Raw genomic sequence first — 24,753 nt, 5'->3', positions numbered from 1 at the left:
CGCCGGATCCGGCATCGGCCGCCCGCCCGCCTATTCGGCGATCGCCGGGCCGCCGGCCGCGGCCGGCGCGCGGGCCGGGCGCCGCAGGAGGAGGAGGAGCGGGGTCGCCGCAAGGGTGACGAACATCATCAGCATGAAGTCGTCGAGATAGGCGATCATCGTCGCCTGCTGCGCGACCTGCGCGGCGAGATTGGCGAGCGTCGTCGGGTCGCCCGCGAGCGCAGCCGGCATCTGGTCCGCGACGGCCGGCTGGAACGGCGTCAGCCGCGAGACGAGCTCGACCCGGTTGACGGCCGCGTTCTGCGACAGGAGCGTGACCACCACGGAGATGCCGATCGAGCTGCCGACATTGCGGACCAGGCTGAAAAGGCTCGCGGCGTCGGTCCGGAAGCGCGGCTCGAGCGTCGCGAACGCCATGGTGCTGAGCGGGACGAAGACCAGGCCGAGGCCGAGGCCCTGGATGATGCCGGTCTTCATGATCGGCCAGGAGCCCATCGCGATCGTGAAGCCGGTCATCTCCCACAGCGAGACGGCGGTGAGGCCGAGCCCGGTCAGGATGAGCAGGCGCGGGTCGATGCGGTGCACGAGGCGGCCGACCAGGATCATCGAGATCATCGTGCCGACCCCGCGCGGCGCCATCACGAGGCCGGTCGTGATGGTCGGATAGCCCATCAGGTTCTGGAGCAGCGGCGGCAGCAGCGCCAGGCTCGCAAGCAGGATGATGCCCACGATGAAGATGAAGACCAGCCCGGTGACGAGGTTCCGGTCGCGGAAGATCTGCGGATGGATGAACGGGTTGCGCGCCGTCACGGAGTGCACGACGAAGACCCAGAGCCCGGTTGCGGCGAGGAACGTCTCGATCACGATCTCCGGCGAGGAGAACCAGTCGAGCTGCTCGCCGCGGTCGAGCATCATCTGCAGCGCGCCGACGGCGAGGCTCAGCATCGCGAATCCGAGCACGTCGAAGCCGCGGCGGCGCCGTTCGGTCTCCGGCAGGAACGCGAGGATGCCGAGGAAGGCGAGAATGCCGACCGGCAGGTTGATGTAGAACACCCAGCGCCAGCTGAGGCTTTCGGTGAGCCAGCCGCCGAGCGTCGGCCCGATGATCGGCCCGACCATGATGCCGGCGCCCCACAGCGCCATCGCCTGGCCGTGCCGCTCCTTCGGATTGATGTCGAGGAGCACGGCCTGGGACAGCGGCACGAGCGCGGCGCCGAAGGCCCCCTGCAGGATCCGGAACAGCACCATCGTCTCGAGGCTCCCGGCGATGCCGCAGAGCATGGACGAGATCGTGAAGCCGCCGACCGAGGTGAGGAACAGCGCCTTGCGCCCGAACCGCTCGGCGAGCCAGCCGGTCACCGGCGTCATGATCGCAGAGGAGACGATGTAGGAGGTGAGCACCCAGGTGATGGTGTCCTGGGCCGCGCCGAGATTGCCCTGCATGCTCGGCAGCGCGACGTTCGCGATCGTCGTGTCGAGCACCTGCATCACGGTCGCGAGCATGATCGAGACCGTGATCAGGCCGCGGTTCGGCACCGCCGCATGCGAGTCCGCGCTCATCGGGAGATCAGTCCGCCCGCGCCTGCGCGACCGAGGGCCCAATGCCGACGACGGCGAGCGCGGAGCGGATCACCTTCGGCAATCCCCGGACATGCCCGGTATCGACGGAGACCGAGGCGCTCATGCCGGTCCGGAGCGCCACGTCCTGCGGCGGAGAGACGATGTGCAGCCGGACGGGGATGCGCTGAACGACCTTGACCCAGTTGCCCGTCGCGTTCTGCGCCGGCAGCAGAGAGAACTCGGCGCCGGTGCCGGCGCCGATGCTCGCCACCTCGGCCTCGAAGCTGCGGCCGGGATAGGTGTCGAACGTGAGCTCCGCCTGCTGGCCGACGGCCATGCCGGTGAGCTCGGTCTCCTTGAAGTTCGCCTCGACCCAGGTGTCCTCCGGCTCGACCAGGCTCATCACCGCGGTGCCCGCGGCGACGTACTGGCCGATCTGGAGCCGGCCGGTCTGGCTGACGATGCCGGGCCGGGGCGCCGCGACCCTGGTGCGCTCCAGGTTGAACTTCGCCTGGTCGCGGTTGGCGAGCGCCTCGAGAACGGCCGGGTGGTCGTCGGTCGCGATGTCCGGGCTGCCGCCGAGCGCGGCGAGCGCGCTCGCGACCTGCTGCTCCGCGGAGCGGAGCTGCTGCTCGGCCTCCTGCTCGGCGAGCCGGGTCTCCTCGAACTGGGACTTCGTCACGTAGCCGTTGCCGACGAGCTTCTGCTGGCGCGCGAGCTCGTTCTTGCGGAAGGCGAGCGTATCCTTGGCCGTCTGCAGGTCGGCCGTGGCGCTGTGATAGGCCGAGCGCAGCCGGTCCACGTCGAGGCGCGCGCCGGCAAGCGCCGCTTCGGCCTGCTCGAGGGCGAGGCGGTACGGCTCCGGATCGATCTGGAACAGCACGTCGCCGGCGCCGACACGCTGGTTCTCGCGGACCGCCACCGTGACGATCCGGCCGGCGACGTCCGGCGCGATCGAGACCTTCGGCTGCTGGACATAGGCGTTTTCGGTGCTGACATAGCGTCCGCCCGTCACCCAGAAATAGCCGCCGGCGAGGGCGACCAGGAGCGGGAGCCCCAGCATCAGGAAGGTCCGCCGGCCGCGGCGCGCCTTCGGCTTCTCCGCGACCGCGCCCTCGGCTGCGGTTCCTTCGGCGACTGGCTTCTCGGCCATTGCGTAATCCCGCTTCATGCCGCGTCCTCCCCGAGGACGGCTTCCCGCTCGGAGAGGTTCCTGATCAACGTGCAGAGCGCTTCGGTGACAATTGCGCGCACCTCCGGCGAAATCCCGGCCAGCGCCTCGGCATAGACCTCCCGGGCGACTTCCCGCATCGCGCCAAGCTGCCCGCGGGTCTTGTCGGTGAGGTAGAGGAGCCGCGCGCGCCGATCGCCGGGGTCGGGCTCGCGGGCGACCCAGCCCGCCTCCTCCATCCGGTCGACGAGCCGGCAGAGCGTCATGGGCTCGACTTCCAGGAGCTGCGCCAGGCGCACCTGGTTGATGCCCTCGTTGTGCGAGAGCCGGGCGAGCATCTGCCACTGCGTCGCGGTGAGCCCGGTGCCGCGGGCCTTCTCCTCGAAGCGGCGCCGCAGCAGGCGGTGCGCGTCGGTGATCAGGAAGCCGAGGCTGTGTTTGATCGTCGTGTCACTCATGGAGCCGCATATAATAAGCTATGCTGACAATATCCAGCCAATGTTTCATCGGGCCGCCATGACGGCCGCGACCAAACGCCGCCAGCCTCAGACGCCTGGATCGGGCGCGAAGACCCTGAGCGCTGCGGGCCTGACGGAGAACCGCGCCGGCGTCTCCGCGACGAGCTTGCCGTCCGTCCTCACCGGCATGGGCGCGTCGGTCGTCACGGCGAGCTCGCGCCCGGAGCAGGTCTCGACGCTTCTCCGGCGCCCCAGCCGCCCCGTCAGCAACGACGGCAGGATCGGGAGGATCGCGAGCCCGCTTCCCGCCTTGACGGCGAAAAGGTGCAGAAGCCCGTCATCGATCCGGGCGGTCTCCGAGACGGTCCCGATCCCGCCGAACCTGCCGCCGTTTCCGACCGTGATCTGGACGGCCTGCATCGTGATCTCCCGGCCGTCGACGACGATGGCGGCGCGAAACGGCCGCGCGCCGAGGACCGCGAAAAGAGCCGCCGGCATGTAGGCGAACCGCCCGAAGGCGCGCTTGAGCGGCCGCGGCGCGGCCGCTCCCCGGGCCGCCCCGATCCCGATATGTGCGACGTTCAGGAACGGCTCGCCATTGACGTAGCCGACGTCGATCCGCCGCGTCCTTCCGGCCGCGACGATTGCGGCCGCACGCTCGGGCGACGGCGGAATCCCAAGGTTCCGGGCGAGGTCGTTGGCGCTCCCGGTGGGGAGGATCCCGAGCGGAAGGTCGTGCTCCAGGAGCAGCGCGACGGCATTGTGGACCGTGCCGTCGCCGCCGACGAGCACGACGGCATCGACCGCGCCGACATGCCGCGCCACGAGCTCGGGGATGTGGCGGGACTTCGGCACCGCCGCCACGACCGGCTCGATGCCCGCCCCGGCAAGGATGGCGAGCGCGCGATCGAGCGATCTCCGTCCGTGCCGGCTGCCGCGATTGATCGCTACCAAGGCGCGCATCAGCGCAAGGAAGGCGGCGCGGGCCCGGCGCGAGCGGCGATGAGCGTGCCGAAGCTCAGCGCGATCAGCGCCAGCCACCATTCCTGCCACGCTCCGTGGCTCACCGACCACACGGCGAAGAGGGCGGCGAGGAGACCGGCCGCCAGCGCGCCCTGGCGGGGCGGAAGCGCCAGGATCCGCCGGAAGGTCGCGGCGAGGACGGAGAGCGCGACAAGGACGCCGACGAGCCCGAAATCGAGCCAGAGCTGGATCGGCAGGCTGTGCGGATGGGCATAGGGCACCAAGGGACGGCCGCTGCCGTCGGCGTGCTTCATGAAGCGCTCGCTCGCAATGCCCCAGCCGGTGAACGGCCGCGCCGGGAGCGCCTCGGCGAACCCCCGCCAGATGTCGAGGCGCAGGAGCGCGTGGCTTTCCCGGACGTAATTGGCGAGCGGCGCGGCGTCGAGCAGGGGACGGAGCCGGTCCGCGACCCAGGGCACGGCGAACGGGATCATCAGGAGCGCGACCCCCATCAGCACGCCGATGACGATGGTTCCGCGCCGCGCGAAGATGGCGGCGAAGAGGGTCGCCGGCACGAAAGCGAGCCAGAAGAGGTCGGTCGACTGGCTCTCCGAGATGGCGGCCACGCCGAAGGCCAGCGCCGCGAGCGCGACGGAGACGACCATCCGCCGCGGCGAACGGTCGTGCGCGGAGATGACGAACAGGGCGGAGGCGAGCACGCTCACGATCATCACGGGCCGGTTCAGGTTCCACGTGGCCGTCTCCCGCGTGAGGATCGTCCTCAGTCCGACCGGCGCGAGCAGCTCGTAGGCGCAGGCCGCCGCGCCGAGCGCGACGCCGACCGCCAGATAGGGCCAGATCCGCTCGGTCGGGACGCGGCGGATCACGACGCACCAGGCGAGGACGAGCACGATGCTGCCGGCGAGCCGGAGCGCCTCGTCCCAGGCCCTGAGCGGCGCGGGCGACCAGGCGAGCGACAGGACGGCGACAGCCGCGAAGGCGAGCAGGCTCAGTCCGAGCGGGCGACGGGCCGATCTCCCGAACTCCGAAAGGAGCGGCCGCGCGGATCCGTCGGCCGCCATGCGCGCCACCGCCAGCAGCAGCGCGGAGACCGACAGGAAGGTCGCCGCGGATCGCGTCGCATAGACGCTGACGACGGGAAGCAGCGTGAAGCCGATGAAGAGGCCGGCCCTCTCGATCCAGTCGGACCTCATGGAGCCCGAGCCTCGCAAATCGGCACCCTCCAGCTCTGACCCACGTTTCCGTCCCGGAAAGCGCGTCCGAAGACTTGTAGCAAAGGGTGCTGCGCGGCGCTTATAGGGACCGGCGGACTCACCTGCAAGTGCGGCGAGCGGCGCTGCAACCCAAGTTATTTTGACAAGCCGGCTTTGCTCTTCGGGACAGCCTTTCCACAGGCGACCTCCAGGCGGGCGGCCCTCCTTCCGGAGCGCCGCCGCAGCCGGATCAGAAGCCGAGCGCCGGCCCGAAGCGGTAGTTGATGCCGAACCGCGCCGTGTGGGTGGAGGGCTCGATATTGATCGAGCCGCCGCCCGGCACGCCGTAATCGGCATCGTCGAAGCGCGTGTACCGGTACTCCGCCTTCACGGAGACATTGTCGGTGAGCTTGGTTTCGATGCCGGCGCCGAGCGTCCAGCCGCCGAAGCTCTCCTCCTGGCTGCCGGCGGCGCCGCCGGGCGTGGCGACGAAGCTCGCCTCGAACTTCTCCCAGCTGTAGCCGCCGAGCGCGTAGAGGAGCGTGCTCGGATTGACGGCGATGCCGGCCCGGGCGAGCAGATCGAAGCCCCACTTGGCGTCGATGTCGCCGTCGACGCGCGTGCCGCCGGAGATCGCGAAGGCGTCGCTGCCGAGATTGGACCAGTAGATGTCGCCGAGAACGCCGACGACGAAATTGCCGCCGACCTGGGCGTCGTAGCCGATTGTGCCGTCGATGACGAAGCCTTCGCCGCCGATCCCGTCGACGCCTGCGACCGGCGCGCCGCCGGCCGAATAGGTGGCGTCGTGATTGCCGACGCCGCCGCCGAGGCTGACGCCGAGATAGGGACCGGACCAGGTCGCGGGGTAGCCGGTCGCCGCGGGCGCGGCGCCGTAGCCGTAATCGGGGATATCGGCCGCGAGGACGGGCGAGCCGGCGAGAGCGAGGCCGGAGAGCGCGCAGAGCCGGAGGAGCGCGGAGGACGACATACTTATCTCCTGCGTTAGGGTTCGATGAACCACACCTGCCGCCGGAGAGTTAAGCTGCGGTAAACGCTCGGTCTTCCAGGTCACGTGCCGGCGAGGCGCGCGGCGAGCTCATCGGCGAGCATCGCCACCTCCGCGGCCGCCTTGCCGCCCGCCTCCGTTTCGAGCACCGTGCGCCCCTTGCCCATGCTGGCGGCGAAGGCGATCCGGTTGCCGAGGCGCGCCGCGGCCGCCGGCCCGAGCGCCGCCAGGGCCGCGATCACCTCCTCGGCGAGCAGCCCGCGCGGCGGCACGCGGTTGACGACCAGCAGCGCCGGGCGCCTCTCGCGGGCGACGAGATCGAGCGTCGCGCCGCTCGCCCAGAGATCGACCGGGGTCGGCTGCACCGGCACCGCCACGAGATCCGCGCTCTCGATCGCCGGCCGCGCCTCGAGATCGGATTTGGGCGGCGTGTCGAGCACCACGAAATCGTGATCGCGGGCGAGCGCCTTCGCCTCCCGCTTCGCGCCCCAGCCGCTCGCGGTGCGGAAGGTCACGCCGGTACGATCCTCGCCCAGGCTGCGCTCGCGCGCCTCGAACCATTCGCCGAGGCTCCCCTGCGGGTCGACGTCGAGGAGCGCCACGCGCCCCCGCCCGGTCCAGGCGACCGCGAGATGCGCGGCGAGCGTCGTCTTGCCGGAACCGCCCTTCTGCTGGGCGATGGTCACGATTCGGCCGGTCATCGGGCCTCCCGAGCGAAGTGTTGCACCGCAGCAATAACCCCGCAAGCGCAAACGAAACCGTGACCGGACCGGCATTGCCGATCCGAACCCTCCGGCTAAACTCGCCGGACCAGCCGGAGCCTTGGCCATGACGCTGCCGAGCAGACTGCTTGCACTCCTCGCCGGCCTCCTCTTCGCCGCGCCTGCGGCGGCCCAGATGGGAAGCCAGTGCCTCGCGATGGCGCAAGCGGCCCCGCCGAGCCTCCGGGCGGCCTATGTCCCGGACGGAGGCCGGATGCGGCCGCGGCCGATCCCCGCCGCCGGCGAACCGGTCTCGATCCGTTTCGTCGGGCACGCGACCTTCCTCATCACCAGCCCGGCCGGCGTCACCGTCGCGACCGATTACGACGGCTGGGCGGGGCCCGGCGTGATCCCGCGCGTCGTCACGATGAACCGCGCGCATTCGAGCCACTATACCGACACCCCCGATCCGCGGATCGAATACGTCCTCAGAGGATGGAACCCCGAGGGCGGACCCGCCAAGCACAATCTCCAGATCGGTGACGTGCTCATCCGCAACGTGACGACCGACATCCGAAGCTGGGGCGGCGGAACGATCCCGGACGGGAACTCGATCTTCATCTTCGAGATGGCGGGGCTCTGCATCGGCCATCTCGGCCATCTCCACCACCGGCTCGCGCCGGAGGATCTCGCCTATATCGGCCAGCTCGACGTCGTGATGGTGGCCGTCGACGGCACCTTCACCATGGCGCAGGACGCCGTCGTCGACACGCTCAAGGTGCTGAAGGCGCGCCTCGTCCTGCCGATGCATTATTTCGGCACCGAGACGCTGGAGCGGTTCCTCGCCGTGCTGGGCGAGGAATTCGAGATCGAGCGCAGCTCCGTTCCGGAGATCACGGTCTCGACGGCGACGCTGCCGAAGACCACCACCGTCCTGGTGCTGCCCGGCCACTGACGGGCCCTCGGGGTGGCGGAGCCGGACGCGATGCTCTATCTCGCACCGGCACGGGCAGGCCGCGCCTGCCCCTCTTGCTTTCGCGAACCGGAGAGGCCGCTGATGCCGGACAAGACCCCCGCTTCGGAGATCGACGCGCTCGGCGAGCTGATGGTGATCCAGAGCGCGATGCAGCGGCAGTTCCTCCGCATCGTGCTTCGCCGGATCGCCGCCGACCTGCCGAATTTCGACGCCGAGATGTTCCTCGCCGAGCTCGAGCTCATGCGCGAGAGCCTGGCGGAGGGGCGCGACCGCTCCGCGATCCACGGCTTCGCCGCCGCCGAGTGGCAGCGGCTCTCCGAAATGGCGCTGGAGGCGATCGCCTCCACGCGGGCGCGGCCCGACACGCACTGAGCCGGCGAGGAGGGCACCGCCCTCCCTCGGCTCTTGCGATGAGGGCCGAGGCGAGGCTCGGCCTCAGCCGATCATTTCGAGCACGATCTGCCGCATCTCCGCGCGGGAGATCGGGGACGGCTCGGGCTTCCAGTCGAAATGGCCGAGCTGTTCGGGACGCTTCGTCTCCGCGCTCGGACGGATTGCGCGCGGCTTGCGCGCAGGCTTTGTCTTCTTCTTCATTCTTTCTCTTTTCATCACGCTCGAATCGATCGCGGCCGTCCGGTCAATCCCGGCGCGGCAAGTCAGGCGGATCGAATGGGGAGAGCGTCGGCTCACTCGGAGCCGCATGGCCCGGCCGACCGGCCGGATGGTCCTGATATGGGCATGCCCGCCGCATCGGCAAGCCCGCTTACGGACGGCTCGCGAAGCGCACTTGCGACGGAGCGTCGATGGCACGATGCTGCAATGCGGCATGGCGTGCCCGCCGGCCGCACGGAATCGGGTGGTGCCCTTGCCGCCTCCGGCGGACAGTCCTCGCCGCGAGGAGCCGCGCGGGCGGCCGCCGATGGAGATGCCGATGCAGCGATTGGATGGCCCGGAGCCGTCACCGGCGGCCGAAGCCTCCGCAGGTCCGCAGGCGGTCGCCGTGGTCGGGCTCGGCGGGATCGGCGGCGTCGCCGCCGGATGCCTGGCCGAGGCCGGCATCCACCGCATCGTCGGATGCGCCCGCCGGCCGCTCGAGCGCCTCACGCTGGAGCGCGACGAGACCGCGCTCGACCTGCCGCTCCGCACGCTGACCGATCCCGGCGAGGCCGAACCCGTCGACTGGGTGCTCCTCGCCACCAAGGCCCAGGACACCGCGGCGGCCGGGCCGTGGCTCGAGCGCCTCTGCGGGCCTTCCACGCGGGTCGCGGTGCTGCAGAACGGCGTCGACCACGCCCGCCGGGTCGCGCCCTTCATCGGCGAGGCGCGGGCCGTGCCGGTGATCGTCTACTATAATGGCGAGCGGATCGCGCCGGACCGCGTCCGCCTCCGGCACATCGGCGGCGACGACATGATCGTCGCGGACGAACCGGACGGCCGCGCCTTCGCCGCGCTCTTCGCCGGCACGTCGCTCGCCGTCGGGCTGAGCGCGGACCTCCTGACGCTGATGTGGCGGAAGCTCCTCATCAACGCCGTCGCCAATCCGATCGGCGCCCTCACCCGCCAGCGGCAGGTCGTGATGCGGCGGGGCGACATCCGCGCCCTCGGCCTCGCCGTGCTCGAGGAGGCCGCGGCGGTGGCCGCGGCGTGCGGCGCCCGGCTCGAGCCCGACGAGCCGGAACGGACGCTCGCGCGGCTCCTCACCTTTCCGGAGGAGGCCGGGACGTCGATGTATTTCGATACGCTTGCCGGCCGGCCGCTCGAGTTCGAGGCGCTGACGGGCGCCGTCGTCGCGGCGGGCGAGCGGCACGGCATCGCGACACCCCTCAACCGCGCGCTTCTCGCGCTCCTCTCCGCAATCAGCGACGCCGCGCGGGCGGCCGCCTGACCTCACCTTTCTCCTACGCCGCCCGCGGAGAAGGCCGAGACTGCGTCGCCGCCGCTCCGGCCGCCCAAGCGAGGACGAGCGCGACCTTCTCCTCTTCCGGAAGCCTCTGCCGGTCGAGCCCCGCCCAGGTCGGGAAGTCAAGCGCGTGGCGGATCGTCGCCCGCAGGGGCGCGCCCGCCGGCATGCCGATCCCGAACGGCTCGAAAAGGCCGTCGGCAACCGCTGCGAGGAACCTCGCGAACGCCGCCATCGGCTCCTGCAGTGCGGGAACTTCGGCCAAGTCCCGATGCGCCGCCGCCCACATCGCTTCGGTGGCACGGTAGTAGGAATAGAAGGCGGAAAGCGCCGCCTCGAGCCGCTCCAACGGCGCCGCGACCGCGCCCCACGAAGCCGGGTCGGGCGGCGGGTTGACGCTCAGCCAGTGCGACGTGCAGGCCCGGAAGATCGCCGTCTCGTCCGCAAAGTGCCGGTAGACGGTCAGCCGCTGCACGCTTGCGCGCGCAGCGATGGCGCTGATCGTCGTCGCCCGCGGCCCGACCTCCTCATGAAGCCGCATGGCCGCTTCCACGATGCGCCGGCGCGTTTCGTCCTCCGACCTGGCGCGCCTCTCTTTCCGATACACCCGCTTGCTCTCCATTCAGTGAACATGGGTGATCATCCAATCCTTGACAAGGCGGAACGGCAACCTTATCGCATTCCGATGAACATGACTGTTCACTGAAATCGCTCGCGCAGCGGGCATGTTTTGAAGCGAGATGAAGGAATCGGACCATGACTGACGACAATCGCGTCGCCGCCCGCAACCGGGCGACCGTCGAGCGCTTCCTCGCCGGGACCCATTCCCCGGACCTGGCGGAGGTGGCGGTCATCGACGAAACCGTGGCGCCCGGGATCGTCTGCCACGGCTTTCCCGGCGGTGACCCCTGTGACCGCGAGAGCTACAAGGCGTTCTTTCGGACCTTTCGGCGTGCCTTCGCCGACATGAGCTTCGAGATCGACGCACTCGTCGCGAACCGGCAGTTCGTTTCGGCGCGATGGCACATCACCTGCGTGCACGCCGAGGACTTTGCCGGCGTCGCCGGAACCGGGCGGACGGTCGCGTTCGACGGCCTCGTGCTCTACCGGATGGAGAACGGCCTGATCGCTGAGACCTGGCTGCGGGCCGACGAGATGGCCATTCTCGGCCAGATCGGGGCGCTGCCCGCGATCGCCGCCTGACGCGCCTGCTTTGCCTTCCGGCATGCGGGCGGCTTTGCGGAGAGCCGCACGGCGCTCCGCAAGGCTGCCCTCAGCCGGTGTTCCGCAGCCCGGCCGCGATGCCGTTGATCGAGATCAGGATGCCGCGCTGCGCCTTGTCGTCCACCTGCCCGGCCCGCCAGCGGCGGAGCAGTTCGACCTGGAGGTGGTTGAGCGGGGCGATATAGGGAAAGCGGTGGGCGATCGAGCGCGCGAGCGTCGGATTGTCGGCGAGGCGCGGCCGTCGGGTGACAAGCTCGAGCGCGTTCCAGGTGCGCTGCCACTCGGCCTCGATCGCATCGAAGACCGCGCGCGCGAGGGCCCGGTCGGGCACAAGCTCGGCATAGCGTGCCGCCATGCCGATATCCGCCTTGGCGAGCACCATGTCCATGTTGGACAGAAGCGCGCGGAAGAACGGCCAGCCCGCCTCCATGCGCATGAGCAGCTCGCCGCGGCCGTGCGGGTCCCCGGCCAGGAAGCTCTCCACCGCCGAGCCGAAGCCGTACCAGCCGGGCAGCGCGACCCGGCTCTGGCCCCACGAGAACGACCAGGGGATCGCCCGCAGGTCCTCGATCCGCCGGTTCGCCTTCCGCGACGCCGGACGCGAGCCGATGTTCAGCTGCGCGATCTCGGAGATCGGCGTCGCCGCGAAGAAATAGTCCGCGAAGCCCGGCATCTCGTAGACGAGCGCGCGATAGGCCCGCATGCTCGCTTCCGAGAGTTCGGCCGCGGCCGCCAGGAATTCCGGCGGGGCGACCTCCTCCCGGGCGAGCAGCGTCGCCTCGAGCGCGGCCGCCATCAGCGTCTCCAGATTGCGCCGCCCGATCTCCGGATTGGCGTATTTGGCGTTGATCACCTCGCCCTGCTCGGTGAGCCGGATCTGCCCCTTCACGGTCGCAGGCGGCTGCGCGAGGATCGCCTGGTAGCTCGGCCCGCCGCCGCGCCCGACCGCGCCGCCGCGGCCGTGGAAGAGCCGGAGCGTCAGCCCGGGCTTCTCCTCGAACAGCCGGGCGAGCGCGGTCGAGGCGCAGTAGAGCTCCCAGGTGGACGTCAGATAGCCGCCGTCCTTGTTGCTGTCCGAATAGCCGAGCATGACGTCCTGCACGCCGCCCGAATTGCGCACCAGCCGCTCGATCCCGGGCAGGTCGTAGAAAGCGCGCATGATCCGCTCGGACGCGCGCAGGTCCTCGATGGTCTCGAAGAGCGGGACCACCACGAGATCGGCCTCCGCGCCGGCCCAGTCCTCCGGTGCGAGCGTGCCCGCCATCAGGCCGCTTTCCTTCTGGAGGAGCAGGACCTCCAGGAGGTCGCTGACGGCTTCGGTGTGGCTGATGATGTAGTGCCGGATCGTGTCGGGCCCGAAGGCGCGGCGGAGCGCGGCCGCCGTCTCGAGGATCGCGAGTTCCGACAGCGCCCCATCCGAATAGGCGGCGTTCCGCACCCTGAGCGGCCGCGGGTCGGAGAGGAGCCGGAGGAGCAGCGCCTGCTTCTCGGGCTCGCCGAGCGCCGCATAGGCCGGCTCGATCCGGGCCGCGGAAAGGAGTTCCGCGATCACCGCCTCGTGGCGGTCGGAACTCTGCCGCAGATCGGTGGTGGCGAGGTGGAAGCCGAAGATCTCGACCGCCCGGATGAGCGGCTTCAAGCGCACGGCGACGAGCGGCCCGCCGTGATTGCGCATGAGCGAATCCTCGATCACCCGGAGATCCGCGAGGAACGCCCCGGGATGGCGGTAGGCCGGGCCGGGCGGAAGCGGGCCCGCCGGCGCCGTCTCGCCCGTCAGCGCGGCAAGGGTCGCCGCAAGCCTGGCATGGATGCCGGCGAGCGCCCGCCGGTAGGGCTCGTCGTCGCGGCGGGGTTCCCGGTCCCCCGCCCGTTCGGCGAGCGCGAAGAGATCCGGCGTCGCGGCGACGAGCGAGCGCGAGAGCGAAAGCTCGGCGCCGAGCGCCACCGCCTCGTCGAGATAGTGGCGCAGCACCGTTTCGCCGTGGCGGCGCACGGCGCGGGCGAGCGTGTCCGCATCGACGTTCGGATTGCCGTCGCGGTCGCCGCCGATCCAGTTGCCCATGCGGAAGAACGGCGCGACCGGCTGGCCGAGCCGCTCCTCGAGCTCGGCATAGAGCTCCGGGAGCTCGCGGATGAAGGTGGTGCGGTAATAGCCGAGCGCGTTCTCGATCTCGTCGGCGACGGTGAGCTTCACCGTGCGGATCATGCGCGTCTGCCAGAGCTGCGCGATGCGCGCCCGCAGCATCGCCTCGTTGCGGGCGCGGGCACGCGGCGTGTGGAGGTCGTCGCGCTCGGCCAGCAGATCGGCGATGGCGCGCTCGGCGTCGAGCGTGCTCTTGCGCTGCACCTCGGTCGGATGCGCCGTCAGCACCGGCGAGACGTAGCTCCGCCTCAGCGTGCGCGCGATCCGCTCGACGCCGACGCCCGCTTCGCCAAGGCGCTCGAAGCTCCGCGCCAGGCTGCCGTCCTGGTGCTCCTCGCGCGCCTCGTGGACGGCGCGCCGGCGCAAATGGTGGCGGTCCTCGGCGATGTTGGCGAGATGGGAGAAATAGCTGAAGGCCCGGATCACGGAGACGGTCTCGGCGGGGCTGAGGCGCTTCAGGAGCTGGTCCAGGTTGCGGCCCGCCTCCGCGTCGGACTTGCGCTCATAGGCGACGGAGAGCCTGCGGATCGCCTCGACGAGCTCGAACGCCGCCTCGCCTTCCTGCTCGCGCACGATGTCGCCGAGAATCTGCCCGAGCAGCCGGACGTCGTCATAGAGCGGCCGGTCCTTGCCGTCGTCGGGCTGGACCGCGGGACCGGATGCCTCAGCCAGCGCCATCACTCCGCCTCCGGGCTCCGGGCTTCACCGTCGGGAACAGTTTCGAGCCGTCGGCAGAGCGTCGCAAGAGGCGTGCCACGGGGGACCGCCGCCGGGGGAGAACCGCGGAGGACAGGGAAGGCGGCGAGCCGCTACGCCGCCGCGCTGCGCGTCGGCTCGATCACGAAGCCGCTTCGCGGCAGCGCCGGGATGCATGCGAGGTCGACCGAGATATCCTGCGGCGGGACCTCGTAGCGCATCTCGCGCGTGAGGAGGCGCACCGCCATCTTCATGAGGTCGATCGTGATCCATTCGCCCGGACAGCGGTGGCCTGTCAGGTGATCGCCGGCACCCTGCGGCACGAGATCGAACGGCGAAGGCGGCCGATCAAGGAAGCGGGCCGGGCGGAAGGCGTCCGGATCGGCGAAGGCGCGGCCGTCCCGATTCGTGCCGTAGAGGTCGAGAAGGACCCAATCGCCGATTGCGAAGTCCTTGCCGCGCCAATGGAATTCCTTGCGGACGCGACCGCCGACGAACGGGAAGAAGGGCGCGAGCCGGCGCACCTCCTGGACGAACGCCTCGATGTCGGCGTCGTTGCCGCCTTGCAGGCGCGTCGTCCAACCTGGCTGCTGGTGCAGCGCGAGCGCGGACCAGACCACGAACCGCCCGACGGCAACCGTCGGGCGGAGCACGTTGAGGAGCTCGACCGCCGCCACCTCCGGATCGAGCAGCCTGCCGTCGAGGTCGCGATGCAGGGCGACGATCTCCGCAGGGCTGCGCCCCTCCCCGCCGCCTTCCGCGCCGCGTCCGCGGATCGCGGCGACGATGCGCCGCGCCCGGCGCTCGGCCCTGCGGCGAAGCAGCCGGGCGCGCCAGTGACCCGGCCCGAACGTCGCGACATTGTCGATCATCGCGCCGAGTTCCGCCGCCACGATGGGCACGTCGGCCTCCCTGAGGGGCACCCCGGCCCATTCGCAGACGGTCCGGGTCAGGACTTCGCGAACCATGTCGAAGAGGACGATGCGGCTCCGGTCCGCCCGCGCGGCGAGCGCCTCGCGCCAGCGCGCGGCGAAGATCGCCGCGAGGCGTTCGCGGCGCGCCGGTTCCATCATGGCCAGGAACATTTCCTTGCGATGCCGGTGCGGCATGCCCTCGAGAAGCTGGACGCTGCCCTCGTCCTGGAGGAGCTTCAGCACGCGATTCGGCATTGCACCCGCCCGCTCGAACCGGCCGCCGCCGTAGAAGAGCTCGGCCGCCTCCGGACCGCCGATGCAGACCGCCCTGCGCAGCAGCAGGCGCGTCTCGAAGATGTCGGTTCCGAACCGCGCCCACCGGTTCGGCAGGAAGCGATAGCCCTCGCGGAGGAGAGCGAGCGTCGCGTCGAAGCCGCGATCGCGGGGAATGGCGGGCATGCCGTCGCCTCCGTGCGGCCGGCCGCGCCGGACCGGCATGAAGGAACTGGCCTCAGGCCGCGCTCCGTCAAGGTCTCGCGGCCGGCCCGGGCGGGGCACGGGGCCGCTCCGGTCAGTGTCCGCCGGGAACCGCCGGCGGGGCTCGGGCGGGGGGTGGATTCCGGGCGCAATTTCGCCAGGCGGAACAAGCGGGACGGCGCGGCGCGTTGACGTGCCGGGCCCGACATGGGATCGGGACCGGGAAGATTAGGACCTGCGGCCGGGGCTGCATGACATGGACTGCATGACAGGGACTGCATGAGAGGGGCTGCATGATCGACAAGTTCGTCCGCTCGGCGGCGGAGGCGCTCGCGGGCTCGGCCGTCCTCATCGACGCCCTGATCGAGCAGGGCGCGAGCGACCTCGTCATCGTCTCCAACAATGCCGGCACCGGCCGCACCGGCCTTGCCCGCCTGCTCGAGCTGAGGCGCGTGCGCAAGATCGTCTGCAGCTTCCCGCGCACGTCCGACCCGGTCGTCTTTGAGGAGCTCTTCCAGGCCGGCCTGATCGAGCTCGAGATCGTCCCGCAGGGCACGCTCGCCGAGCGGCTGCGCGCCGCCGGCGCCGGCATCCCCGCCTTCTACACCCAGACCGCCTACGGGACCCGCCTCGCCGAGGGCAAGGAGACGCGCGCCTTCGACGGCCGCCACTATGTCATGGAGCGCGCTTTGCCCGGCGACGTCGCCCTGGTGGAGGCCTGGCGGGCCGACCGCTGGGGCAACCTCACCTACCGGGAATCCGGCCGCAACTTCAATCCGGTGATGGCGGCGGCGGCGACCCTCACCATCGTCCAGACCCAGCATGTGAGCGAGCTCGGCGCGCTCGACCCGGAGGCGATCGTCACCCCCGGCCTCTATGTCGACCGGGTGCTGCATGTCCCCTACGGCGATCCCTGAGATGGAGACCGGCATGAACGAGACGGGCATGAGCGAGACCGGCATGAGCAGGACGGGCCCCGGCGGGACGGGCCCCGGCAAGACGGGCATGAGCGGGACGGGCGGGAGCGCCGGCGCGGCCGCCGCCTTCACGCCGCTGAAGCGCGCCGAGATGGCCGCGCGCGCCGCCCGCGACGTGCCGGAGGGCTGGTACGTCAATCTCGGCATCGGCATCCCGACCCTGATGGCGAACTACGTGCCGGCCGAGCGCGAGGTGGTGTTCCATTCCGAGAACGGCATTCTCGGCATGGGCCCGGAGCCGCCGCCGGAGCGGATCGACCGCTGGCTGGTCAATGCCGGCAAGCAATATGTCACGCTGAAGCCGGGCGGCGCCTATTTCCACCACGCCGACAGCTTCGCCATGATCCGCGGCGGCCATCTCGACCTCTGCGTGCTCGGCGCCTTCCAGGTGGCGGAGACCGGCGACATCGCCAACTGGGCGACCTCCGACGCCGACGCCGCCCCGGCCGTCGGCGGCGCCATGGATCTGTGCGTCGGCGCCCGCAACCTCTGGGTGGTGATGGAGCACACCACCAAGAGCGGCGAGAGCCGGCTGGTGCGCAAATGCAGCTACCCGCTCACCGCGCTCGGCTGCGTCAAGCGCATCTACACCAACCTCGCCGTGCTCGAGGTGACCCCGGACGGCTTCCTCGTCACCGAGATGATCCCCGGCCTCAGCTTCGAGGACCTCCAGGCCCGCACCGAGGCCCCCCTCCGCCGCGCCTGACCGCGGCGCCCGCGCGGGCCGGGCCGCCCCGGCCCGGGCATCCAGCGGCCTCCGGTTCCGCCTCGGCCGCCCCTCTGGATCGCCGGATCAAAGTCCGGCGATGACGACGGGGAGGGAGGAGAAGGCGGCGTCCGCCTCGGCCGCCCCTCTGGCTCGCCGGATCAAGTCCGGCGATGACGACGGGGGCGTGGCGAGGCGGCATGAGGTGCGTGTCTGTCCATGCCGCGGGAACGTCCCCGATCATGCGGCAGACCGGTGCCGTTCGGATCGGCGCCGGCCTTTCGCCGCCGCCCGCGGCGGTGCATAGGGAAGCGCCGGCTCTCGCCCGGCGCCGCCTGCAATCATCCTCGGAGCCTCCCTCATCATGCAGCAGACCGGCCTGCGAACCCGCGCGCTCGTGACGCTCGCAGTCGGCTTCCTGGTCCTCTTCGTCGGCGGCGGCGCGCGCTTCGCCATGGGGCTGACGCTGAAGCCGATGGTGGACGAGCTCGGCTGGGTGCGCGGCGACGTCGGCTCCGCCGTGGCGCTGTTCCAGTTCGTCTCCGCGGCCTGCATGTTCGCCGCCGGCCGCTTCTCCGACCGTCTCGATCCCCGGATCGTGCTCGGCGCGGGGCTCCTCCTCGCCGGCGCCGGAATCGGCCTCATGGCCGTCGTCACCGCCCATTGGCAGGTGCTGCTCGTCTATGGCGTGCTGTTCGCGGCCGGCAACGGGATCGCGTCGCTGATCCCCGTCGGCGTGCTCGTCACGCGCGCCTTTCCGGGCCGCACCGGCGCGGCCAACAGCGTGGTCGTCGCCGGCATGAGCGTCGGGCAGCTGGTGCTCGTCGGCGCGATGGCGGCCGCCCTGGCCGCGGCCGGGTGGCGCTCGCTCTATGTCTGGCTCGCGCTGCTGCACTTCGTGGCGCTCCTGCCCCTCTTCCTGGTGCCTTCGGGGCGGAAGCGGGCGCATGCGCACGCCGAGGGCGCGGCGCCCCGGGCGGGCGGCCTTTCGGTCCGCGCGGCGGCGCGGCAGCCGCGGTTCTGGACCATCCTCGCGATCTACGCCGTCTGCGGCTTCGAGGACTTCTTCGTGGCGACCCACATCGTGGCCTTCGCGCAGGATCGCGGGGTGGACGCGTTCCTGGCGGGCAACCTCCTGGCGCTGATGGGCCTTGCCGGGCTCCTGGGGCTGTTCATCGCCGGGATCTGGAGCGACCGCTCGGGACCGGCCTGGCCGACGGCCGCGTCCTTCGCCGCCCGGCTCGCGGTCTTCGCGCTCGTCGCGGTCGACCAGTCGCCCTTCGCGATCGCGGTCTTCGCGCTCGTCTTCGGCATGACCTTCCTGGTGATTGCGCCGCTCACGGTCCTCTTCGTCCGCGACGGCTTCGGCCTCGCCCATCTCGGCGCGCTGACCGGCCTCATCACCATGGTCCATCACGTCTGCGGCGGTCTCGGTGCCTATCTCGGCGCCGCCCTCTTCGACGCGACCGGCAGCTACGATCCGGCGTTCCGGATCGTGCTTGCCCTCTCCGTGCTCGGGCTGCTCCTGAGCCTCGCGACGCGGAAGGCGCCGCGGCTCGATTTCGGGAGCTGAGGCCCTCCGCCGCACGGCCGGGCGGCGGAGGGCCTCGTCCCCGATCGCCTCAGACCAGCGCGTCGAGCGTGATCGGAAGCCTGCGGACCCGCCGTCCCGTCGCATGGAAGACCGCATTCGCGATCGCCGGGGCGACGCCCACGATCCCGACCTCGCCGACGCCCTTGCCGCCGAGCGCCGAGGCGTGCGGATCGGGAATCCCGACATCGATCACCCGGATGTCCGGCACGTCCGCATTGGTCGGCAGCAGGTAGTCGCCGAGATTGTTGTTGATCACCCGGCCGTTGCGGGAATCGACGAGGCCCTCTTCGAGGAGCGCCATGCCGATGCCCATGATGATGCCGCCCTTCCACTGGCTCTCGGCGAGCTTCGGATTGTAGAGGCGGCCGCAATCGAAGGCCGAGACCATGCGGGCGACACGGATGGTGCCGAAATCCTCGTCGACCCGGACCTCGACGAAATGCGCGCACCAGCTGTGCATGGAATAGTCGCCCGCGGTCGGCCCCTGCACGGTGGTCATGGTCGTCCAGGCCCGGAAGCGGCCCTCCGGGGTCTGCAGGTGGTCGGGCAGCGTGTCGCGCCGCACCTCGATCCGCTCGCGGCCGATCCGGCCGAGGAGCTCGCCGACCGAAACGACCGGCCCGTCGCCGCGCGGCGCGGAGATCCGGCCGTCGGCGAGGATCAGCGTGTTGGCGCCGGTGTCGCGGAACGGCGAGTTCGGATCGTTGAGCGCGAGCGCGATGAGCTCGTCCCGGGCCGCAATCGCGGCCTTCTGGACGGCGCCCGTCATCACCCCTGCGAGCTTGGAGCCGCCCGCGACAGGCGCGCCCGGCAGGGCGGAATCGCCGAGCCGGACATCGATCCGCTCGAACGGGATCCCGAGCGCCTCGGCGGCGGTCTGGGCGAGGATCGTGTAGGTCCCCTGGCCGATGTCGGTCGCGCCCGTCACGACCTCCGCGGAGCCATCGGCGAGAATTCGCACCAGCGCCTCGCCGTAGTTCCGGATGACCGGGAAGGTGCCGGTCGCAAGACCCCAGCCGATCAGCTGATGGCCGTCACGCATCGAGCGCGGCTCGCGGCTGCGGCGGGCCCAGCCGAACGCTTCGGCGCCCTCCGCCAGCGCCTCGCGCATCCGACGGGTCGACCAAGGCTTGCGGGCCTGCGGGTCCTCCTCGGCATAGTTCCTGAGCCGGATCTCGAGCGGGTCCGCGCCGACGGCACAGGCGAGCTCGTCGATCGCCGATTCGATGGCGAAGGCGCTCGGCGTCTTGCCGGGAGCGCGCAGCGCCCCCGGTGTGACGGTGTTGACCGCTACCAGCCGCTGGCGCGCGCTGAAGTTCGGCACGGCATACATCAGCGGCGTGGCCGCGCCGACCTGCTCGACCCAGGTTCCGACGGTGGAGGTCTCGCTGGCGCCGCGCAGCACGATCGCCTGCAGCACGCCGTCCTCGGTCGCACCGAGCGCGAGGCTCTGCCGGGTTGCGGCGCGGCCGCCATAGGCGGCGAAGTTCTGCGGCCGGGTGACGGCGAGCTTCACCGGCCGGCCGAGGCGCCGCGCGGCCGCCGCGGCGATCGCCCCGAAGCCGTAGCTGAAACCCTTGGAGCCGAAGCCGCCACCGACGAAGGGCGAGACCAGCCGGACGTTCTCGGGCGGCAGCCCGAACCATTCGGCGTAGCTGCGCGCCATCGAATGGGTCCACTGGCTCGGCTCCCAGACCGTGAGCCGGTCGCCCTCCCAGCGCGCGATCAGGCCGTGCGGCTCCATCGCGGCGTGATATTCGCGCGGCGTGTGGTACTCGGCCTCGACCCGAACCGGGGCCGCGGCAAGCGCTGCCTCGGCGTCGCCCCAGGCGACGGACAGCTGGTCGAGCGGGCTGCCCTCGCCGGCATTCGGGCTGTCGAGGCCGGGCGTGACGGGGCCCTCCTCGTAGGCGATCGCGAGGCGCCGCGCCGCCTCGGTCGCCTGCTCGAGGCTGTCGGCGACCACCAGCGCGACCGGCTGGCCGTTATAGGCGATGTCGCGGGGAAGCGGGACGTAGGGGCCGTCCGAGGCCCTCACATTGTTCCAGTCGGTCGCCGGCTGGAGCCCGAGATCGTCGTCGGGGGTGAGGATCAGGCGCACGCCGGGAGCAGCCTTTGCCGCCGCGACATCGATCCGTGCGACCCGGCCGGCGCCGATCGTCGCCGGCACGAGCACCGCATAGGCGAGGCCGTCGACCGGCTGCTCGAGGGCATAGGTGGCGGCGCCGGTGATCTTAAGCTTGCCGTCGAGCCGGGACAGCCGGGCGCCGATCGCGCCGCCGTCGGAAGCGTCGCCGTGTTTCCGGGGTGTGTCGAGAAGCGTCATGCGAGGCCTCCGAGGCTGAGGATGGCGCGCGCGACCAGCCGCGGCGCAAGGTCGATCTTGTGGGCGTTGTCGGCCTGGGCGACGGCGCCCTCGACCGCGAGCCGGCTCGCTGCCCGCACGGATTCCGGCTCGAGGAGCGTTCCCTTCAGCGCGTCCTCGACGGCGCGGCAGCGCCACGGCACCGTGGCGACGCCGCCGAGCGCCACCCGCAGGTCCCGGATGGTGCGGCCGTCGGGGCCGAGCTCGAGGCCGACGGCGGCGCTCGCCGCGGCGAATTCGTAGGACTGGCGGTCGCGGACCTTGAGGAAGGTCGAGCGCCGCGCGGCGGGCGAGGCGGGAATGGCGACCGCCGTGATCATCTCGCCGGGCCCGATCGCATGCTCCCGTGCCGGCGTGTCGCCGGGGACCAGGAAGAACTCCTCGACCGCGATCGTGCGCCCGCCGAGCCGGACTGCCGCATCGAAGGCGACGAGCGCGACCGCGAGGTCGCCCGGATAGGTCGCGATGCAGGCCTCGCTCGTGCCGAGCACCGCATGGTTGCGGGTGACGCCGCCGATCGCGGCGCAGCCGCTTCCCGGGTCGCGCTTGTTGCAGGCCGGAAAGGCCGCGGGATCGCGGAAATAGGGGCAGCGCGTCCGCTGCAGCAGGTTGCCGCCGATCGTCGCCATGTTGCGGAGCTGCGCCGACGCCGCCTGCGAAAGGCTTTCGGCGACGGCCGGGAACGCGGCCCTCATCCCCGCGTGGTCGGCGACCGCGCTCATCTTCGCCAGCGCGCCGATGGTCGCGCCGCCGGCGTCGACGGCGATGGCGTCGAGGCCGGAAATATGGCCGATGTCGACCAGCATGTCCGGCTCGGCCACGCCGCATTTGGCGAGGTCGAGGAGCGTGGTTCCGCCGGCGAGGAGCATCGCCCCCGGATGGGCGGCGAGGCGGGCAGCGTCCTCCGCCGATCCGGCGCGCTGATAGGTGAAGGCCTTCACGACGCCATCTCCGCGGCCTGCCGGACGGCGGCGACGATGTGCGGATAGGCGCCGCACCGGCAGAGATTGCCTGCCATGTATTCGCGGATCTCCTCGTCCGATCCGGCATGGCCCTCGCGGATGCAGGCGACCGCCGACATGATCTGGCCCGGCGTGCAATAGCCGCACTGGAAGGCGTCGTGCTCGAGGAAGGCGGCCTGGACCGGATGGAGCTCGCCGCCGGGCGCGGACAGGCCCTCGATGGTGGTGACCGGGCGGCCCGCGGCCTGGGCGGCGAGCGTGAGGCAGGAGAGGACCCGCGCGCCGTCGACATGCACCGTGCAGGCGCCGCACTGGCCCTGGTCGCAGCCCTTCTTGGTGCCCGTCAGGCCGAGATGCTCGCGCAGCGCGTCGAGCAACGTGACGCGCGGATCGAGCGTCAGCGTCTCGCTCCGCCCGTTGATGTCGAGTTCGATGGTGATTTCCGTCGTCATCCGCATCCCTTTCGATGGCTCTAGATGACCGGCCGCCGACTGTCCGGGTCTCCGCGCCCCGGTCCAGGGACCGGCGGGCGAAGCAGCATGACATGTCCCGGCCGCGATGAGATAAGAACAGGAGACCGCCATCAACCGGAGGCGCCTCCGTTTCTGGAAGCTAGTCTGTTGCCGTCTCCGGCGCAAGTGGCGGATCGAAGCGGAGGTGTGATTTGGCTGAACGGCCGGCGAGGGAGAAGGGGCGGGCTGCGGAGGAATTGCCGAGGCAGATGCGGGCGGATGCCCGGCGCAATCGCGACAAGCTCGTGGAGGCGGCCGCGCGCGTCTTTGCCGAGCAGGGCGGCGTCGACGCCTCGCTGGAGGACATCGCCCGGCGGGCCGGCGTCGGCATCGGTACGCTCTACCGCCACTTCCCCACCCGGGAGCACCTGGTGGAGGTCGTCTACCGGCGCGAGGTCGAGGCGCTTTCGCGGGCCGCGGACGCGCTGGCGGCCGCCAATCCGCCGGATGTCGCGCTCAACGAATGGATGCTGCGGCTCGTCGACTATGCCGCGACCAAGCGCGGCATGGCGAACAGCCTGCGCGTGCTCCAAGACACCAATGCCGCGCTCTTCGCCGATACCGCCGGCCTCGTCTCCGCCACCCTGCGCCGGCTCCTGGAGGCGGCGGCGGCGGCCGGAACCGTCCGCTCCGACGTCGACAGCGCGGACGTGTTCCGGGCGATCTCCGGGATATTCTCCGCGCCCGGCACGCCGGACTGGCGCGAGCGTTCGCGCCGGCTCGTCTCGCTCATCATGGACGGCCTGCGGTGGAGCGCGCCCGGCGGCGAAGGCGGCGGCGGGAAGGGCCCGCGCGTCACCTGAGCGCGGCGCGGGCCTTTCCGGGCGGGCCGATCTCGCCCAAGCTGCAATCGCCCAGCAACGTGCGGAAGCGGCCGAGGGAAAGGCGTGACATGGCGACCATGGGGAACGGCGCGGAGCCCGATGCGGCTCTCGACCTCATCTGCCTCGGCGAGCCGCTCATCGAGTTCAACGAGGTCGAGCCGGGCCTGTGGCGACAGGGCTTCGGCGGCGACGTCTCGAACGTGGCCGTCGCCGCCCGCCGCGCGGGGGCGCGGAGCGGCGTCGCCGCGAGGCTCGGCGCCGACCGGTTCGGCGACGCGCTGACGGCGCTCTGGGCCGGCGAGGACGTCGATGCCGGCGCCGTCGCGCGCGACCCGGCCGCGCCGACCGGCCTCCATTTCGTGCGCCACGGGCCGGAGGGGCACGAATTCGAGTACCGGCGCGCCGGCTCGGCGGCGAGCCTGCTTTCGCCCGAAAATCTGCCCGTGGCAGCGATCCGCTCCGCGCGCCTCCTCCACCTGTCGGGCATCTCGCAGGCGATCAGCGCATCCGCCGCCGAGGCCGGCTTCCGCGCGATCGCGGAGGCGAAGGCCGCCGGGATGCGCGTCTCCTACGACCCGAACCTCAGGCTTCGGCTCTGGCCGCTCGAACAAGCGCGCGCGTTGATCCACGAAGCCATGCGCTCGGCCGATGTCGCGCTTCCCGGCCTCGAGGACGCCCGGCTCCTGACGGGGCTCGAGGAACCCGGGGCGATCGCCGACTTCTATCTCGGCCTCGGCGCCGGGATCGTCGCCCTGACGCTCGGGCCGGACGGCGCGCTGATCGCGACCCGCGACGGGAGGGAACGCATTGCCGCGCCGCCCGCCCGCCTCGTCGACGCGACCGGCGCCGGCGACTGCTTCGACGGCGCCTTCCTGGCACGACTCCTCGCGACGGCGGACCCGTTCGCGGCGGGCCGCTACGCCGTCGCCGCGGCGGCGCTGTCGGTCGAGCGCTACGGCGCGGTCGCAGGAATCCCGACCCGGGCGGAGGTCGAGCGCGCCCTCTGCCATGCGGAGCGCGGCTGACGCCGTACGGACGGGCCGCCGGCCCATCCAGGGACCGATCGGGCGCCCATGCACGGGGCCCCTGCCCCTGCCCCTGCCCCTGGCCGGGCGGATCAGCCCGCTTTATCCGCCGCCATCAGCCAGCCGCCGGTGAGCGTGCAATCGAGGACGGCACCCGGGCGGAGTTCCGAAAGGCCGTGGCTGCGGAGCTCCGCCGCGACCTCCTGGCCGTCGGCGAGGCGGCCGACCACCCACCAGGCGCCGCCCCGGAACACGGTCTCGTCGACCGTGAGCGCGAAGAGCGCGTCCTTTGGCGCGGCGAGCACGACCTGCTCGGGCCGGACGAGCAGGAGCGCGCCGCGGCCGGCCGCGAGCCCCGGCGGCAGCGGGCGGCCCGCAAGCGCCG

The 24,753-nt window shown here is 71.5% G+C and carries 24 protein-coding genes; 9 read left to right on the top strand and 15 right to left on the bottom strand.

Translation table 11 applies throughout. The features are described from left to right. Nucleotides 1–30: 30 nt before the first annotated feature. From E4O86_RS18845 to parA, 7 genes are all read right to left on the bottom strand, one after another. Nucleotides 31–1,560, bottom strand: coding sequence for a DHA2 family efflux MFS transporter permease subunit (locus tag E4O86_RS18845; RefSeq protein WP_161142096.1), 1,530 nt, complete (start codon nucleotides 1,558–1,560; stop codon nucleotides 31–33). 7 nt (nucleotides 1,561–1,567) lie between these two features. Then, nucleotides 1,568–2,731, bottom strand: coding sequence for an HlyD family secretion protein (locus E4O86_RS18840; RefSeq protein ID WP_246206489.1), 1,164 nt, complete (start codon nucleotides 2,729–2,731; stop codon nucleotides 1,568–1,570). Next, nucleotides 2,728–3,189 carry a MarR family winged helix-turn-helix transcriptional regulator gene (locus tag E4O86_RS18835; protein ID WP_161142095.1) on the bottom strand — a complete coding sequence of 154 codons (462 nt, stop codon included), beginning with the start codon at nucleotides 3,187–3,189 and terminating at the stop codon, nucleotides 2,728–2,730. Before E4O86_RS18835 ends, E4O86_RS18840 begins: the two co-directional genes overlap by 4 nt. Before the next feature lie 87 nt (nucleotides 3,190–3,276). Continuing rightward, nucleotides 3,277–4,143, bottom strand: coding sequence for a lipid kinase (locus E4O86_RS18830; RefSeq protein WP_161142094.1), 867 nt, complete (start codon nucleotides 4,141–4,143; stop codon nucleotides 3,277–3,279). An 8-nt stretch (nucleotides 4,144–4,151) separates the two neighbouring features. Beyond that, nucleotides 4,152–5,366 carry an O-antigen ligase family protein gene (locus E4O86_RS18825; protein WP_161142093.1) on the bottom strand — a complete coding sequence of 405 codons (1,215 nt, stop codon included), beginning with the start codon at nucleotides 5,364–5,366 and terminating at the stop codon, nucleotides 4,152–4,154. Between the two features lie 250 nt (nucleotides 5,367–5,616). Next, a complete protein-coding gene (locus E4O86_RS18820) occupies nucleotides 5,617–6,354 on the bottom strand; it encodes an outer membrane protein (protein ID WP_161142092.1) in 738 nt (245 codons plus the stop codon). 80 nt (nucleotides 6,355–6,434) lie between these two features. Then, a complete protein-coding gene (gene parA / locus E4O86_RS18815) occupies nucleotides 6,435–7,073 on the bottom strand; it encodes a ParA family partition ATPase (protein ID WP_161142091.1) in 639 nt (212 codons plus the stop codon). Between the two features lie 127 nt (nucleotides 7,074–7,200). Between parA and E4O86_RS18810 the strand changes: the two genes are divergently transcribed. After that, the gene (locus tag E4O86_RS18810) at nucleotides 7,201–8,028 is read left to right on the top strand and encodes an MBL fold metallo-hydrolase (protein WP_161142090.1); all 828 of its coding nucleotides are present in this window, start codon (nucleotides 7,201–7,203) and stop codon (nucleotides 8,026–8,028) included. Nucleotides 8,029–8,130: 102 nt separating this feature from the next. Then, nucleotides 8,131–8,421, top strand: a complete 291-nt coding sequence (locus E4O86_RS18805) for a hypothetical protein (protein WP_161142089.1) — start codon at nucleotides 8,131–8,133, stop codon at nucleotides 8,419–8,421. 63 nt (nucleotides 8,422–8,484) lie between these two features. Here the strand turns inward: E4O86_RS18805 and E4O86_RS18800 are convergent, their stop codons facing one another. Next, complete coding sequence (locus E4O86_RS18800; protein ID WP_161142088.1) at nucleotides 8,485–8,643, bottom strand: hypothetical protein; 159 nt, start codon at nucleotides 8,641–8,643, stop codon at nucleotides 8,485–8,487. A 337-nt stretch (nucleotides 8,644–8,980) separates the two neighbouring features. On the opposite strand from E4O86_RS18800, the gene E4O86_RS18795 reads away from it, so the two are divergent. Continuing rightward, nucleotides 8,981–9,934, top strand: coding sequence for a 2-dehydropantoate 2-reductase (locus E4O86_RS18795; protein ID WP_161142087.1), 954 nt, complete (start codon nucleotides 8,981–8,983; stop codon nucleotides 9,932–9,934). A 13-nt stretch (nucleotides 9,935–9,947) separates the two neighbouring features. On the opposite strand, the gene E4O86_RS18790 is transcribed toward E4O86_RS18795, so the two are convergent. After that, nucleotides 9,948–10,571, bottom strand: coding sequence for a TetR/AcrR family transcriptional regulator (locus E4O86_RS18790; protein ID WP_281351637.1), 624 nt, complete (start codon nucleotides 10,569–10,571; stop codon nucleotides 9,948–9,950). A 134-nt stretch (nucleotides 10,572–10,705) separates the two neighbouring features. Here E4O86_RS18790 and E4O86_RS18785 point away from each other — a divergent pair, with 134 nt between their 5' ends. Continuing rightward, the gene (locus tag E4O86_RS18785; protein ID WP_161142085.1) at nucleotides 10,706–11,152 is read left to right on the top strand and encodes an ester cyclase; all 447 of its coding nucleotides are present in this window, start codon (nucleotides 10,706–10,708) and stop codon (nucleotides 11,150–11,152) included. 70 nt (nucleotides 11,153–11,222) lie between these two features. Here the strand turns inward: E4O86_RS18785 and ppc are convergent, their stop codons facing one another. Together ppc and E4O86_RS18775 are read right to left on the bottom strand one after the other, a co-directional pair. Beyond that, nucleotides 11,223–13,994 (bottom strand): phosphoenolpyruvate carboxylase, encoded by a 2,772-nt coding sequence (gene ppc, locus E4O86_RS18780; RefSeq protein WP_161142084.1) that lies wholly within the window; start codon nucleotides 13,992–13,994, stop codon nucleotides 11,223–11,225. 131 nt (nucleotides 13,995–14,125) lie between these two features. After that, nucleotides 14,126–15,385 carry a cytochrome P450 gene (locus E4O86_RS18775; RefSeq protein ID WP_161142083.1) on the bottom strand — a complete coding sequence of 420 codons (1,260 nt, stop codon included), beginning with the start codon at nucleotides 15,383–15,385 and terminating at the stop codon, nucleotides 14,126–14,128. A gap of 314 nt (nucleotides 15,386–15,699) precedes the next feature. Between E4O86_RS18775 and E4O86_RS18770 the strand changes: the two genes are divergently transcribed. From E4O86_RS18770 to E4O86_RS18760, 3 genes are all read left to right on the top strand, one after another. Then, nucleotides 15,700–16,320: a 3-oxoacid CoA-transferase subunit A gene (locus tag E4O86_RS18770; protein ID WP_425500142.1), complete on the top strand. Its 621-nt coding sequence runs from the start codon at nucleotides 15,700–15,702 to the stop codon at nucleotides 16,318–16,320. Between the two features lie 88 nt (nucleotides 16,321–16,408). Further along, nucleotides 16,409–17,086 (top strand): 3-oxoacid CoA-transferase subunit B, encoded by a 678-nt coding sequence (locus E4O86_RS18765; protein WP_246206491.1) that lies wholly within the window; start codon nucleotides 16,409–16,411, stop codon nucleotides 17,084–17,086. A gap of 364 nt (nucleotides 17,087–17,450) precedes the next feature. After that, nucleotides 17,451–18,659 (top strand): MFS transporter, encoded by a 1,209-nt coding sequence (locus tag E4O86_RS18760; protein WP_161142081.1) that lies wholly within the window; start codon nucleotides 17,451–17,453, stop codon nucleotides 18,657–18,659. A 49-nt stretch (nucleotides 18,660–18,708) separates the two neighbouring features. Here E4O86_RS18760 and E4O86_RS18755 read toward each other — a convergent pair whose 3' ends face one another. The 3 genes from E4O86_RS18755 to E4O86_RS18745 are packed head-to-tail and all read right to left on the bottom strand — an operon-like array spanning nucleotide 18,709 to nucleotide 22,459. After that, nucleotides 18,709–21,006, bottom strand: coding sequence for a xanthine dehydrogenase family protein molybdopterin-binding subunit (locus tag E4O86_RS18755; protein ID WP_161142080.1), 2,298 nt, complete (start codon nucleotides 21,004–21,006; stop codon nucleotides 18,709–18,711). Further along, nucleotides 21,003–21,986, bottom strand: coding sequence for an FAD binding domain-containing protein (locus tag E4O86_RS18750; protein WP_161142079.1), 984 nt, complete (start codon nucleotides 21,984–21,986; stop codon nucleotides 21,003–21,005). Before E4O86_RS18750 ends, E4O86_RS18755 begins: the two co-directional genes overlap by 4 nt. Beyond that, complete coding sequence (locus E4O86_RS18745) at nucleotides 21,983–22,459, bottom strand: (2Fe-2S)-binding protein (RefSeq protein WP_161142078.1); 477 nt, start codon at nucleotides 22,457–22,459, stop codon at nucleotides 21,983–21,985. Before E4O86_RS18745 ends, E4O86_RS18750 begins: the two co-directional genes overlap by 4 nt. 212 nt (nucleotides 22,460–22,671) lie before the next feature. On the opposite strand from E4O86_RS18745, the gene E4O86_RS18740 reads away from it, so the two are divergent. Both E4O86_RS18740 and E4O86_RS18735 read left to right on the top strand, forming a co-directional pair. Beyond that, the gene (locus E4O86_RS18740; RefSeq protein WP_425500141.1) at nucleotides 22,672–23,322 is read left to right on the top strand and encodes a TetR/AcrR family transcriptional regulator; all 651 of its coding nucleotides are present in this window, start codon (nucleotides 22,672–22,674) and stop codon (nucleotides 23,320–23,322) included. Between the two features lie 89 nt (nucleotides 23,323–23,411). Continuing rightward, entirely contained in the window at nucleotides 23,412–24,368 is a 957-nt protein-coding gene (locus E4O86_RS18735; RefSeq protein ID WP_246206488.1) for a sugar kinase, read from the top strand. A gap of 92 nt (nucleotides 24,369–24,460) precedes the next feature. Here E4O86_RS18735 and E4O86_RS18730 read toward each other — a convergent pair. Then, nucleotides 24,461–24,753: TOBE domain-containing protein (locus E4O86_RS18730; protein ID WP_161142077.1), on the bottom strand; the 293-nt coding region annotated here is incomplete at its 5' end.

It is taken from the genome of Propylenella binzhouense (assembly GCF_009866965.1).
In the GTDB taxonomy this organism is placed as follows: domain Bacteria; phylum Pseudomonadota; class Alphaproteobacteria; order Rhizobiales; family Afifellaceae; genus Propylenella; species Propylenella binzhouense.
This window is presented reverse-complemented; position numbering and strand designations above follow the sequence as displayed.